The sequence below is a fragment of the Pseudomonas vlassakiae genome (genome assembly GCF_014269035.2).
In the GTDB taxonomy this organism is placed as follows: domain Bacteria; phylum Pseudomonadota; class Gammaproteobacteria; order Pseudomonadales; family Pseudomonadaceae; genus Aquipseudomonas; species Aquipseudomonas vlassakiae.
The window spans coordinates 151,093-164,227 of record NZ_JABWRP020000014.1 but is presented as its reverse complement, the minus strand read 5'-3'; the positions used below and the strand labels follow the sequence as shown (position 1 = coordinate 164,227).

At 61.2% G+C, this 13,135-nt stretch carries 10 protein-coding genes; 7 read left to right on the top strand and 3 right to left on the bottom strand.

Annotated features, from left to right (window positions below; all coding sequences use genetic code 11):
* Positions 1 to 331: 331 nt before the first annotated feature.
* From HU738_RS18540 to HU738_RS18510, 7 genes are all read left to right on the top strand, one after another.
* Complete coding sequence (locus HU738_RS18540) at positions 332 to 1,489, top strand: GNAT family N-acetyltransferase (protein ID WP_186603033.1); 1,158 nt, start codon at positions 332 to 334, stop codon at positions 1,487 to 1,489.
* 74 nt (positions 1,490 to 1,563) lie between these two features.
* Entirely contained in the window at positions 1,564 to 2,682 is a 1,119-nt protein-coding gene (locus HU738_RS18535) for a glycosyltransferase 61 family protein (RefSeq protein WP_186603004.1), read from the top strand.
* A 233-nt stretch (positions 2,683 to 2,915) separates the two neighbouring features.
* A complete protein-coding gene (gene eppA / locus HU738_RS18530; protein WP_176509593.1) occupies positions 2,916 to 3,092 on the top strand; it encodes an EPS-associated small membrane protein EppA in 177 nt (58 codons plus the stop codon).
* 287 nt (positions 3,093 to 3,379) lie between these two features.
* Positions 3,380 to 3,925, top strand: a complete 546-nt coding sequence (locus tag HU738_RS18525) for a polysaccharide biosynthesis/export family protein (protein WP_054885433.1) — start codon at positions 3,380 to 3,382, stop codon at positions 3,923 to 3,925.
* 25 nt (positions 3,926 to 3,950) lie between these two features.
* Positions 3,951 to 5,069, top strand: a complete 1,119-nt coding sequence (locus HU738_RS18520; protein ID WP_176509592.1) for a hypothetical protein — start codon at positions 3,951 to 3,953, stop codon at positions 5,067 to 5,069.
* A gap of 20 nt (positions 5,070 to 5,089) precedes the next feature.
* On the top strand, positions 5,090 to 6,655 hold the full coding sequence (locus HU738_RS18515; protein ID WP_176509591.1) for a GumC family protein: 1,566 nt from the start codon (positions 5,090 to 5,092) through the stop codon (positions 6,653 to 6,655).
* Positions 6,656 to 6,666: 11 nt separating this feature from the next.
* Complete coding sequence (locus HU738_RS18510; protein ID WP_186603005.1) at positions 6,667 to 7,473, top strand: CpsD/CapB family tyrosine-protein kinase; 807 nt, start codon at positions 6,667 to 6,669, stop codon at positions 7,471 to 7,473.
* Between the two features lie 47 nt (positions 7,474 to 7,520).
* On the opposite strand, the gene galE is transcribed toward HU738_RS18510, so the two are convergent.
* The 3 genes from galE to HU738_RS18495 form a co-directional block, all read right to left on the bottom strand.
* Positions 7,521 to 8,483 carry a UDP-glucose 4-epimerase GalE gene (gene galE / locus HU738_RS18505; protein ID WP_186603006.1) on the bottom strand — a complete coding sequence of 321 codons (963 nt, stop codon included), beginning with the start codon at positions 8,481 to 8,483 and terminating at the stop codon, positions 7,521 to 7,523.
* A gap of 75 nt (positions 8,484 to 8,558) precedes the next feature.
* Entirely contained in the window at positions 8,559 to 11,159 is a 2,601-nt protein-coding gene (locus HU738_RS18500) for a glycoside hydrolase 5 family protein (RefSeq protein ID WP_186603007.1), read from the bottom strand.
* Between the two features lie 4 nt (positions 11,160 to 11,163).
* Positions 11,164 to 12,690 carry an O-antigen ligase family protein gene (locus HU738_RS18495; protein WP_186603008.1) on the bottom strand — a complete coding sequence of 509 codons (1,527 nt, stop codon included), beginning with the start codon at positions 12,688 to 12,690 and terminating at the stop codon, positions 11,164 to 11,166.
* Positions 12,691 to 13,135 lie beyond the last annotated feature (445 nt).

Here is a 13,135-nt window from a genome sequence, read left to right as displayed (position 1 = left end):
CTTCGTCGAAGGGGCCATCAGGCAATTTTTGCAGTCGCTTGCGGTGGTAGTGATATAGCGCAACTTTCAGTGCATGAAACACGGTTGATCTATAGCGAAAGCAACATTTGAAGTGCCCCTGTGCGAGGAAATTTGACGCCATTAATCACACTGCGATGCTGTCAAAATGCCGCTTGCCAAGCGGCACGCCTGCATCTTAACTAGATTCAGGATGGAAAGGCGGCGTGCGTAGTTGATGGTCCATAAATCAACACGTTATGCAGGCTTTCAAGCTTCGCTTCATTATTTCCGATTCGCCTCGTTGACAACATCAAAGGATGTCGAAGAAGACATGAAAGAGAACTTGGCGGCTGTGGCGCGAAAAGTGATCTCGCCTTCCATGCGCTACGAGATCCGGACTGTTTCAAGCAAGTTACGCGAAGTGCTGGCCCGCACCTGTCTCTGGCGCTGGGAAATCTCGCGTTTCCGCCTGCAGCAGGCCAGCCCTTACGAGATCCTCTACATCGGCCGCAAGCAGCAGCGCGAGATGGCCAAGCTGCTGATCGGCGGCAAGGGCCAGCCGCTGGCCAGCGAGGTTGCCCAGGAGGCTGCACCCGCCACGAACCGTCATGTTGTGGTGGTGAGCGAGATGCCGACGGCAGGCGCGTTGACGGTACCTCATTACCTGAGCGCGGTGGTGCCCCTGGGGCGTTCGCTCGATGACATCACCGCCCGCTACGACAGTGAACTGCGCCGCAGCATTCGCAAGAACCGCCCGCTCTACCAGATGCGCCAGACGCTCGCCGATGACGAGATCGCCATGGCTGATCAACAGTTGTTGCGGCCCTATGCCACGGCCAGGCAGGGCATCCATGCGGCGCAGTTTCCCACCGACGAGGTGTTTCGTCTGGCCAAGGGGGTCGGGCGCCTCGACCTGATTACCTGCGGTGAAGAGGTGATCGGTTGCCATTTGGGCTGCGAGATCACGCGCGATGGCAAACGCTATTGGAGCACCCTGCGTTTCGGCTATTGCGAGGCGGTGTTCTCAGACCCGAAAAGGCTGCGCGAGGTCAACTCGATCACCACCTTCATGGCCCTCGAATGGGCCTTGGCCAACGGCTATGACTATTACGATATCGGCCTTTGCCTGGCGCGGCCGGACGATGGCCTGCTGAAGTGGAAGCGCCGGCGTGGTGGCGATATCGATGCCTTGGGCAACCATGCCTACCTGTTTGTCCGCCTGCCGCGCACGGGGACCGCGCAGTTCCTCTGGGATACACCGTTGTTTGCCGTCGAGGGCAACAAACTGACGCTGCACCTGGGGTTGCCAGAAGGGCCGAGTGACGACGAGGTTGCCAGCCGTTATCACGAAATGGTGTTCGGTGGGCTGCACAAGATCTACCTCTATGGCGCCAGGAGCAGCGGCGAGTCATTCCTGCAAACGCTGCGCTCGCGTTACGCCACGCTACAGTCCCCGCCCATGATGGAACGGGTTGTCGTTTCCAGCTGAACCGGCTTCAAGGCATGCCAGGAATGCGTGCCTTGCCTCAGGCCAGAGACGTGTCACCTCGGGAGGGGCATTTCATGGGTAGCGGTATCTCGAACCTCAGCGGCGCTTCGCTTGCCAGCCAGAACACCTGGACCCTGGCTGCCTACCGGCACATCGCGCGCAAACGCTTGGCACGCAAGGCCGATATCGATATCAAGCGTGTCGCCGAGAAAACGTGGGATATCGCCCCCGGTGAAACAACCGTCTCGCCCCCAGCGTTCTATTTGCCCAACCAGCTGGAGCGCGTAACAGGCTGGGAGGCCAAGCGCTTTTACCCGTATGTGCATCCTGGGCGGACCATGGAAGGCGGGATCACTGTCGAACAGGGGCCGACCCGGGGCTACCTGTTCAAGGATGTCTGGCTGGTCGACGGGGCATTGTACAAGGGCAATGCCAGCCACTGGTTGTCGTTGAAACCGGGCCGGTTCCCTGGCATCACGGTGGATCACGAGATCGACCGTGGGGCCATCTACTGCACCCAGAACGGCAACACCTGGTTCGGTACCTGGTTGATGGAAGACTGCCCGACCTATGCCTTGGCCTGCGAAGAAGGCGTGCCGGTGACCACGGCGCCCTCGGCGCGTTACCCGCTGTTCTCCCAGGGGCCGGCGTATGAGCGCTGGCTGGGCATGCAACCGCTGCGCACGCGTGGGGCGTATTTCCGCGAACTGGTGTTGTTCGACGACCTCAGCAACAACCGCAGCAGGTATTCGCGTTATCGAGCCATGGGTGACAAGCTGTTGTCGCATGTCGACCCTTCGCCGCACCCGGGGGTGTTCATCCTGCGTGGCAGCGAGGGCGACCTGCGCCTCATGCGCAATGAGCTCGAAGTCGCCTCGCACCTGCAGAAGTCCCGTGGTTTTCGCATTGTCGACCCGATGAAAACCGATGTGCCAGGTATCGTTGCCGCCTGTGCCGGGGCGCGGACGGTGATCGGCGTTGAAGGCAGCCAGCTGGTACACGGGGTCAATGTATTGCAGCCCGGCGGTTCGATACTGGCGCTGCAGCCGCCGAACCGGTTTGTCAGCTATTACAAATACCTGACGGATCGCGATCATCAGCACTTCGGTTTCGTGGTCGGGACGCCGCAAGGCGAAGGCTTCACCATCGATGTCGATGAAGTGGAGCGAACGCTGGATCTGTTCCCTTATTGAACCTCGACGGGGCGATGATCGACTGCCCGTCTGCGTGCGCAATGCAGCCCCGGCAGGGTGTCGAGGTCAGCGAATTCAAGTTGACGGCTTTTTGACTCTGTCAGCCCTGTCCGATTGAGATTTATTATGGTGTCGGATCATTGACGTAATATCATTGTGCCCATAAGCTCAAGTCAACAGCGATCCAGTCTTCCGCCATTCAATAACAACGTTCCTCTTTGAAGGTGACGAATATGCGCTCGACTTTGCTCATCAAGTCTTTCTTCCTCTTGGTGTTATTGACTGGTGCAGCGCGAGCGGCGGACTCTTACTTATCGGAAAACACCATTGTGCCGCTGTCCACGGCGGGCTGGTTGTTCGCGTCTGCGGTGATCGGTTTCATCGCGGTGGCCAATAGAAAGAAGATCTAAGTTGTTTCGGTTTTATCGCGATGCCAATGCGTTGACGCAAAAGCGTGGGTGTTTATGTTTTTCGGCGTAGTCGATGCTTGTCAATTTTACAGCTGTTGCTATATTCCAGTAGCCAGCGTCCTCGACGCGAACAGTCGATAAAAAGGCAGGCAGGGCGGCATCGCGGTAAAGCGCCTCCAGGATGGGTGTGGCCTTCGCAGAAAACGGGCGGCGAAGCGGAGCGAGAGGTTCGTCGTTGTACTCATTCAGTGCTCTTAACCTGGGCCGACTGGCCGGAGGGATCCCTCATGGTACGTTTGCTGATGTCCGTTCTCTGCGCCCTGGTCGTCGGCTCTGGCAGTGCCGCCGCCGACACGTCCTCCTCGACTTACCTGTTAAGCCCTGGTGACAAGGTGATGATCTCGGTGTGGCAGGAAGACACCCTGCGCCAGGAAACCGTCGTTCTTCCCGATGGCAGTATCACCTTCCCGCTGGCGGGGCGTGTGGACGTTGCCGGCCTTGAAGCCACCGCCGTGGCAAAGAAAATCGAGACCGCGCTGAAACCTTACCTGGCCCAGCCAAATGTCAGCGTGGTCGTCACCAGCACCGCGGGTAACCTGGTGTATGTTCAAGGCAAAGTGATCAAGCCCGGCCCGGTACCGATGGCAGGCCCTACGGCGGTGCTTCAGGCCTTGAGCATGTCGGGCGGAATGGACAAATTCGCCGACGAAAGCGCCATCAAAGTCATCCGCGGCCAAAAGGTCATGCCGGTGCGTTACAAGGATCTGGTTTCTGGGCGTGACATGTCCACCAACTTCCAACTTCAGGCTGGCGATACGCTGGTCGTACCCTGACTCTCCTAAAAATTAAGAACGACTTGTGCCTATCAATAAAACGACGAGTGTTGTAACGGCGATCATGATGATGCCGTTCTCCGGGGTGGTTGATGCCGCCAACTGGCAGTCTTCAGTCGAGGTTCCCACGACTGTCGAGTACGACAGCAACCCATTGCTCCTTACCTCCAAGGAGAAAGGTGTGACGCGTACCATCATTGCGCCTGATTACACCCTGGTAGGTCAGTTCGATCGCGACCAGCTGCGCATGGGCGTGGGCATGCATGTGCTGCGCTCATCCGACCGTTCGGTGATGGATGACCGTGAAGACCCCAACCTCAGCCTGGGCTGGCAACGCGAAACCGAAAGCGGTGGCTTTGGCCTGCTGGCGCAGTACGATGAAAGCTCGACGCTTTCTGGTGCGGTGCAGGATACCGGTGTGGTGACCACCACCGACGGCACCCAGAAGATGTCACGGCTCACGGGCAACTGGAGCAGCGCGGTAACCGAGCGCAGCACCCTGGCCAACGAACTTCGCTACTCCCATGCCAGTTACGACATCAGCACGCTGACCGGTTACGACGAGTACGCCAACGATTTCACCTGGACGTACGCCTGGAGCGAACGTACCGACATCATCACCGGTTTCGAAGCGCGGCGTTACGAGCCGGATGACACCAGCTCCGCAGTCGCCACCAACAGCTATGTCCCCAGCATCGGTCTGAAGTACCAGTTCTCCGACAGCCTGGTCGGCGCCATGCATGTCGGCGTCAACCAGACCAACGGTGCCGGTACTCAGCGCCGTGGTGAAGGCGGCGCCTCGCTGACCTACCGCGGCTCACGCCACGAGGCCAGCTTCAGTGCCGACCGCAGCACGATGTCCAACGCCCAGGGCGGCGCGGCCGAGATGGACATGGTGCGTGGCAGCTGGAGCTACCTGCTCACTGAAACCACCCGGGTCGGCGCAGACGCCTGGTGGCAGGACAGCAAAGGGCAGAACCCCAATACCCTGCAAACCTACAGCGTCTGGGCCAGCCGGGCGTTCTCGCCGGCCTGGGACCTGCGTTTTTCGTTGATGTACAAGGAGCGCCAACAAAAGGGCCTGCCCAATGCCGACGCTACCATCGCTGGTTTGACGCTGACGTACCGATACCCCGACATCTGAATTTCGGATTGGTGGCCACTATGAAATCTGAGTACGAGCTCTCTATCAAAGATTACATCGCCATCATCAAGGACCGTGCCTTGTTGTTGGGGATCGTCATAGTGGTCGTGGTGGCCGCCACCATCGGGGTGGCGATCAGCGTTCCGCCGATCTATCAGTCGACCGGGACCATTCTGGTGGAGTCGCAGCAGATCTCCCCGGACCTGGTCTCGGCCGGCAACAATACCTTTGCCGATGAGCGTATCGAGGTCATCCGCCAGCGAGTGATGACTCGCGAGAACCTGCTGCGGATCATCGACAAGTACAACCTGTTCGCCGACCGCGGCAGCCGCTTCAGCGAAACCGACAAGATCGAGCAGATGCGCAGTGCGATCGTGGTCGCCACGCTCAGCACCTACGTCAAGGGGCGCGGCGAGGCCACCGTGGCCTTTACGGTTTCCTACGAAGACAAACGCGCCGAAGTGGCCAAGGAAGTGGCTGACGAGCTGGTGTCGCTGTTCCTCAACGAGAACATGAAGCAGCGCACCGAACGCGCCACCGAAACCACCGAATTCCTCACCCAGGAAGCCAACAAGCTCGGTGCCGAGCTGGCCGACCTGGAAAACCAGCTGGCCGACTTCAAGCAGACCCACGCCAACGCATTGCCCGAGAACCAGCAACTGCGCATGAGCATGCTGTCGCGTTCGGAGCTTGAGTTCCGCGAAGTGGACCGCGACTACAAGTCAGCACAGGAAGAACTGCGCTACCTGGAACTGGAACTGGCCGCAGCCAATGCCGGCGCGCCGGCCCAGACCGCCAACGGCAAGGCCGTTGCGCCCGATCCGCAAGACCTGCCAGGGCTGAAGGCAGAGTATGCGCGCCTGCTGACGAAATACACCGAAGCGCACCCGGATGTGGTGGCGGTCAAGCGCAAGATCGACGCGCTCAAGGCTTCTGGCGACCAGGGTATCGCCGCCGCCGGAGCCACCAACCTGGATGCCGCCAGGGTCCGTACCAAGATGGCTGCCGCGCAATCGCGCATCGCCTCGCTGGCCGAGCAGAAGCGCCAGCTGACCACCAAGATGGAAGGCTACGAGGCCGATATCCTCGAGGCACCGCAAGTCGAGCGCGGCTTGGTGACGCTGATGCGCGATCACGACAACGCGCGCAAGAAGTACGAGGAAATCCGCAACAAGGAAATGGGCGCGAAAATCACCGAAAGCCTCGAACAAGAGAACAAGGCCGAGCGCTTCGTGTTGCTGGAGCCGCCGCTGATGCCGGAAAAACCGGTCAAACCCAACCGCAAGAAGATCGTCGCCCTTGGCCTGGTACTGGCCCCGGCCGCAGGCGGTGGCCTGGTAATGCTGCTGGAAATGCTCAATCAGCGCGTGCGCGGTGTCGGTGCCCTGGAGAGCGTACTGGGCCGGCGCGTGCTGGTGGCTGTGCCGTATATCGCGACCAAGGCGGAAAAGGCCAGGCGCAAGCGGCTGCTGAGCATGATGATCGCTGCCGCTTTGCTGGTGGTTGCTATCCTGTTGGTGGGTGTCCACATGTTCTACATGCCTCTGGACCTCCTGCTTTTCAAAGCTATGGCTCGGTTTGAATAGGGAGCGCAGCGATGGACAGAAGTACGCCGGCTATTGGTAAGAACATTCACCAGGTTTCGCCAGCCACGTCCGATACGGCGCAGGTGCCATCGGTCATGGACAAACCCGGGGAACTCGGGCTGTTCGATTACGTGCAGACCAAGGTGGTGCCGCTCAATGCGGACCACCTGGAGCGCAACCGGATCGTTTCCTTCAACAAGAACTCGAACATGAGCGGGGCGATCGACCTGTTGCGCACCCAGGTGCTGCAGGCCATGGAGGACAATGGCTGGCGCACGCTGGCGATTACCTCGCCAACCCCCGAGGCGGGCAAGACGGTGCTGGCGGTCAACTTGGCCATGAGCATCGCCCACCACACCAACAAGACCGCTTTGCTGGTGGACTTCGACCTGCGTCGCCCACGGGTTGGCAGCAGCCTCGGCTTGCCGATGGAGAAGGCGCTGAACGACGTGCTCGATGGCAAGGCCTGGCTCGAAGAGGCATTGGTCAATCCGACCCTGCCACGCTTCGTCGTGCTGCCGACACGCGAGCCGGTACCGATGTCTACCGAGGTACTGTCGTCGCCCAAGGTGAACACCCTGATCGGCGAGCTGCGCGACCGTTATGAATCGCGGATCTGCATCTTCGATTTGCCGCCACTGCTGAGTTCGGACGACGCGATCACTGTGCTGCCGAGGTTCGACTGTGTGCTGCTGGTGGTGGCCAATGGCATGAACAGCAAGAAGGATATCGAGGATTGCCTGTATCACCTGGCTTCATCGAACCTGGTGGGGGCAGTGTTGAACAAGGCGGATGAGCAACCGCGGACCTACTATTGAGTGAGAGGTGGCCCCTTCGCGTCGAGCAACCGTGAAGGGGCTGGCTGTCACCTCCAGGGATACTTCAACTCCCACGCCCACGCATGACTGACGATCTCATCCAGTGACCTGAGCGCAGGCTGCCAGCCCAGCACGGACCTGGCTTTCTCGGCATCCGCCACCAGCCGGGGCGGGTCGCCAGCGCGGCGTGGGGCCTCGATCACATTGATCTGCCGCCCGGTAACCGACCGCGCAGTATCGATCACTTCCTGCACCGAGAACCCCAACCCGTTGCCCAGGTTGAACGCCGTCGTCGCGCCGTCGGCCTGCAGGTACTCCACGGCCAGGGCGTGCGCGCAGGCCAGGTCGGCAACGTGGATATAGTCGCGGATGCAGGTGCCATCCGGGGTGTCGTAGTCATGGCCGAACACGGTCACGGCTTCGCGTCGCCCGGAGGCCGCCTGCAGGATCAATGGAATCAGGTGGGTTTCCGGCTCGTGGCATTCGCCCAACTCACCGTCCGGGTCAGCGCCTGCGGCATTGAAATAGCGCAAGCTGACCGAACGCAGGCCATAGGCCCGGTCGAAGTCTTCGAGCATCTGCTCCACCATCCACTTGGTGCGCCCGTACGGGTTGATCGGCAGCTTGCGGTGTTGCTCGTCGATGGGAACAGACAGGGGGTCGCCGTATACCGCGGCGCTGGAGGAGAAGATCAGCCGCTTGATGCCTGCCCGTACCATGGCCTCCAGCAGGCTGAGGGTCGAGCAGACGTTGTTCAAGTAATACTTGTCGGGGTCTGCCACCGACTCGCCGACCTGGATGAACGAGGCGAAGTGGAACACGGCCTCGAAGTGGTAGTCGCTGAACAGGGTGTCCAGCGCGTGGCCGTCGGCAATGTCCAGGCACACCCATTCGACGCCGGATGCCGGCGCCTGGAGGTCTGCCACCACCACGTCATGGCCGGCACGCAGCAGGTGCTTGACCATGTGTGAGCCGATATAACCTGCACCACCGACAACCAGATACTTCATCCAATCCTCCTGGAGCAGACGCAGCGTTGAATGCCTGGTGTACAGGGCTTCAATGACTGTAGATGGCGATATGCCCTATTTCAAGAACAGCCAGTTGGCCATGTGCTGGCCATCGAACGTGATCAGGTAGCGCCCATCCTTGTAGCTCGCCGGCAAGGCATTTTCCTTGCCATCGCTGCTGCGGCTGTAGAGTTTCAGGCCAGCCGGCGCCTTGATGCTCAGGCTGCCGTCGAGTGGTTCGACATGGAAGGGCGTGACGTCTTCGGGCCTGGGGATGGCGCGACTGCCCAGTGAAATGAGCAGGCTGCGCGACTGGGCAAGCGGCTTGCTGTCCAGGCTCTGCACCACGACACTGGCATAGCCGGTTTTCAGCTGGACCTGAATGTCGCCGACGTTGAGCGACTGGCCGCCAAGCCAGCCGCTCGCCGCTTGGGTCATGGGCGTATCGATGGTGTAGAGGCCCTGCTGCCAGTTGTGACGCAGCTCGCCGGTGTCGCTGACGGCTTCGCTGGCATTGGCATCGATCAGTGACTGCCCCGGGTCTTTCAGCACCTGCGCGTCGGCCGGCAGCGTGCCGGCCCGCAGCCACGGCAACTGCTGGGTGTGCGGCATGGCGATCTGCAGGCGGCCTTTTTCCATGGCCGTGCGCAACATCACCGAGTTGGCTGGCGAGATGTCCTGGTTGAACAGTGTTTCTGCCGCGGGTGCAAAGACGTAGCGGGTCTTGGCCTGGTGCACGTCCTCGCGCCGATAGAGCAGGGCGGCGGCGGGAAGGGTGGCGATCAGCCCCGGGTCGTTGTAGGCGTTCCAGTTGTCGGCCCGGCGCCATTGTTCAAAGAACGCCTGCTGGCTGTAGGCGTACTGCAGGATCGCGTCCCAACCCTGGTGGCTGCCGGTGCCGGCCACGTACAGCGGCAGCGTGTGGCGGTCAGGCAGGGGGAAGGGTTCGGCGTTCCACTCGGTGACGGTCATCGGCTTGCCCAGCACCTGCGCCGCGCCCAGCCAGTTGATCATGCCGTCGCTGCTCAGCGGGTTCTTCTCCAGTTGGCCGAGGCCGCCGTAACTGTGGGCGTCGACCACATCACCGGCAGTCAGTGCAGGCAGCGAGGACAAGCCATTGAGGCCCCAGGTGCTGGTGGTGGCGATCGGCACCTTGACGCCCAGCGTGCGCAGGTAACCGATCATGTCGGCATAGAAACGCTGCTCGAGGTCGTTGAGGAACAGCTTCGAAGGGCCATGCTCCCAGGCACGCCAGGTCTTGTCCGCGGGCAGGTCATGGCGCTCGGCAAAGGCCTTGGCCTGGTCCATGTAGAGCTTGCTGTGCTTGGGTACCTCCTTGTCGGGTAGCAGCGCGTTGCCAAAGTGGTGGGTGACGTCGTTCTCATTGGTGATCAGCACGGCGGCAATCGCCGGGTCATCCTTGTAGGCCAGCCCGGTATAGCTGTTGACGTGGGTCAGGTACTGTTCGGCAAAGCGCTTCAAGGCCTGCTGCATGCTGGCGTTGACGAACAGGTAGCCCTTGAGCCCGGCGACACCATGGTCCTTGGGCAACTCGTCGAAGCCATAAATGTTGTCAGCGGCCGTGACTGGCCGCGACACATGCAGGTCGAGCCAGACATAGATGCCTTCGTCCTTGAGGCTCTTGACCCACAGGTCGATCTTCTTCAACGACTCGGCGCTGAGCGTTTGCGTGTCCTTGATCTGCTGCAGGTCGCCGAAAATGTTGGGCGTCACCCAAGGGGAGTCGTGATGGTGCAGGCGCACGAGGTTGAAACCCAGCGCCGACAGGCGCTTGGCCTGCAGCCTGATTTCCTCGTCGGGTGTACGGAACAGCGAATAGGCCGACAGGTTGGTCCCCCAGAAGCGTACCGGGGTGCCGTCGGCGAACACCAGCTGCTCACCCTCGGCCTTGACGAAGCCGCGCTTGCCGGCCGGTTTCTCCGGCGCGTTGAGGAACGACAGGTCGACCGGTGAGGTGCGCCAGTCGAGCTGGTCATCCGGCCACGTCGTGGGGTCGCTCATGCCGAAGCGTTCCGTCGCGGTCTGGCCAATGGTGATATCCCCGGTCACGCTGAGCTGCGCCTTGATGTGCTGTTGCCCAGGCTTGATCGGGTCGGTGTAGAAGAAGGTGCGCACCTGGTCGGTGTTGCCGCGTTCGAAATAGACCTTGGCCAGCGGTGGATCGAAGCGCATTTCGACGTGCGGCCCTTGCGGGTTCTTGCCCCACGCCCAGCCGCGGTTGTCGGGCAACAGCACCGGGTCGCCCATTTCCCCGGCAATCAGCGTGGGGTCGAAGCGCCAGACGATACCGCCACCCATCACGTCGCTCTGCCGGCTGTGCGCCTGCAGGTCGAAGTCCCAGCTGAGGGTTTGCGCCTGGGGCTTATGGATGACGGCCTTGAGGTCGAAGTCCAGGTCCTTGTTGGTGCCGCTCAGCGTGTAACGGTAGGGGCCATCGACCTTGAGCGTCGGATAGAACCCGGTCCAGCCCCAGTTCGCGCCCCAGAAGTCAAAGCTGGGGACAAACGCCGGGCCACCGCCGTGGGTCAATGTGGGCAGGCCGTTCTGTTCGTCGACTCGCACCACCCACTCGGATGCCCAGGCGCCCACTGGCAATGCCAGCAGGCCGACCAGTAGCGATGTGCGGGTCCATGTACACAGGGCAAGGCTGGGCATCGAACTACCTCGGTTGAAGGCTGATGGTGGTCACCTGGCGGGGCTCTTCAATGGCCTGTCGGCGCATCATCTGTATGTAGGCGACGCTGAGCCCGGCAATCGACCAGTACACGATCGGGATGACGGTGATGCTGCTGACGGTGAAAATGGTGACCAGGATCCCCAGCAAGGTCGCCAGCAACACACGCCCCAGCAGGCGGTACGGGTCAGCGTTGTCGCTGACCGCGCGCATCGCCCGGTAGATACCCAGCAGGATGCAGGCGAAAAAGCCCAGGAACAGCCCCAGCCCCACCAAGCCGATGCGCAGGGCCAGGCCGACGTAGGTGTTGACGATGTCGATGATCCCTTCGCCCTGGATCATGGACTGCATTTCCGGGGTGCTGCGGTAATCGAAGGAGCCGAACAGCGGGTTGCGCTGGATGACGATCCACGAATTGTCGAGCAGGCGTTGGCGGTAGGTGATGTTCTCTGTGTCCACTTTGCCGATGAAGGGCAGCAGGTCGAGTATCTTGTCGCCACCGGGCATGACGCTCAGCAGCGGTAGGCTCAATACCCCGGCCAGGGCCAGCAATGCCAGGCGTGACACCGCGTGCCGGCCCAGTGCGATGAACACCACCACGATCACCCCGGCGCCGATCCACGGGCCGCGCGAAAGTGGCGCAAACAGCCCGGCAGCCAGGAGCAGGGCGCCCAGGTAGCGGTGCGCAGGCCGCTGCACGAAGTGCTGGACGAACAGGAACAAACCCACGGCCACCGCCATCACGTAGCCGAGCACGATGGCTTGGCCGGTGGTGACACTGGCACGCAGCGAGCCTCCACGGCTCAGGTAGGCCTTCATGTCCCATTGCAGCCCCAGGGCATCGAGCAGGGCGTTGTACAGCAGCCAGTGACGGACATACTCGGCGACCCCGAGCAGCGCCAGGAGGAAGCCAACAAGGACGAACGCGAGCATGGCGTCCTTGAAGTCATTGAGTTCGCGCAAGCCACGGCTGGCCACGTAGTAGGGCAGAAACACATCGATGTACAGGCTCAACACCTGGCGCAGCGTGTCGGTGACCGTGGTCTCGCGCAGCGCCAGCACGCTGGTCAGTACCAGGCTGGCCAGCAGCAGCTTGTCGGGCAGCAGCCGGCCGAAGCGAACGCTCTCGCTTTGCCTGCTCAGCACCAGCGCCGCCGGGAGCAGCACGCACAGGGTCAGTACCCGTTGGTGATTGATGTCGAACAGGTAGTTGATCACGCCAAAGCCAGGTATTTCGGTCATCGCCGGCGGGATCAGGAACAACAGCATGAAAAACAGCGCCAGCGGGTTGTGCTCACGTCGCCTGGCGACCAGCAGGATGACCGTGGCGGCTGCGGCATACACCCAGAAACTGTGGGCGAAGAACGCCATCAGGGTCAGGGTGAACCATAGATTGCGGCGCCGCTTGAAGTCCGCAACGGCGATCAGATCGGCCGCCGGACGGCGGGCCATGAAGAAAACCACACTGGCCACAAGCAGAATGACGACCAGGGCTCGCAAATGTTCTGGCATGGGCTGTAGGCACCTATCCCTCGGTGGGCTGGATGGAGGCTAGCATCGTGGCTAAATGAAACTATAGTGACTTCTAGCCATTCGGTCGGAGATTGAAGTCATGCAGTCGATTCGAGACGTGGCGATGCGAACGTTCCAGCACAGGCGAGTGGCGTTGGTTATGCCTATGATTGCGATAGGGGTACCTTGTTGACGCGCGTTTTCGATTGATCCTGATGGTCGCCCGACAAGGCCCGCAGCAGTGCGCGGGGCATAACAAAATCAACGGTATGGGGCTGTGATCATGGGGAAGCTGCAGTTTTGTACGTCTTCGCTGGGGCGCAGAAGCTTTGTCCGCAGTTGTGTCTTGCTGAGTGCCGGGGCGGCCGCGTTCGGTGTCTGCGCCAATGCCAAGGCAGCGCGCAACCCTGAGCCCAAGGGCGGTTTCGTCATCATCAATGGTTGG

What these genes read in the sequence shown, in the direction of transcription:
- HU738_RS18540 (WP_186603033.1), top strand. Translation starts at nt 332, where the DNA reads ATGAAAGAGAACTTGGCGGCTGTGGCGCGAAAAGTGATCTCGCCTTCC.
- HU738_RS18535 (WP_186603004.1), top strand. Translation starts at nt 1,564, where the DNA reads ATGGGTAGCGGTATCTCGAACCTCAGCGGCGCTTCGCTTGCCAGCCAG.
- eppA (WP_176509593.1), top strand. Translation starts at nt 2,916, where the DNA reads ATGCGCTCGACTTTGCTCATCAAGTCTTTCTTCCTCTTGGTGTTATTG.
- HU738_RS18525 (WP_054885433.1), top strand. Translation starts at nt 3,380, where the DNA reads ATGGTACGTTTGCTGATGTCCGTTCTCTGCGCCCTGGTCGTCGGCTCT.
- HU738_RS18515 (WP_176509591.1), top strand. Translation starts at nt 5,090, where the DNA reads ATGAAATCTGAGTACGAGCTCTCTATCAAAGATTACATCGCCATCATC.
- HU738_RS18510 (WP_186603005.1), top strand. Translation starts at nt 6,667, where the DNA reads ATGGACAGAAGTACGCCGGCTATTGGTAAGAACATTCACCAGGTTTCG.
- galE (WP_186603006.1), bottom strand. Translation starts at nt 8,483, where the DNA reads ATGAAGTATCTGGTTGTCGGTGGTGCAGGTTATATCGGCTCACACATG.
- HU738_RS18500 (WP_186603007.1), bottom strand. Translation starts at nt 11,159, where the DNA reads ATGCCCAGCCTTGCCCTGTGTACATGGACCCGCACATCGCTACTGGTC.
- HU738_RS18495 (WP_186603008.1), bottom strand. Translation starts at nt 12,690, where the DNA reads ATGCCAGAACATTTGCGAGCCCTGGTCGTCATTCTGCTTGTGGCCAGT.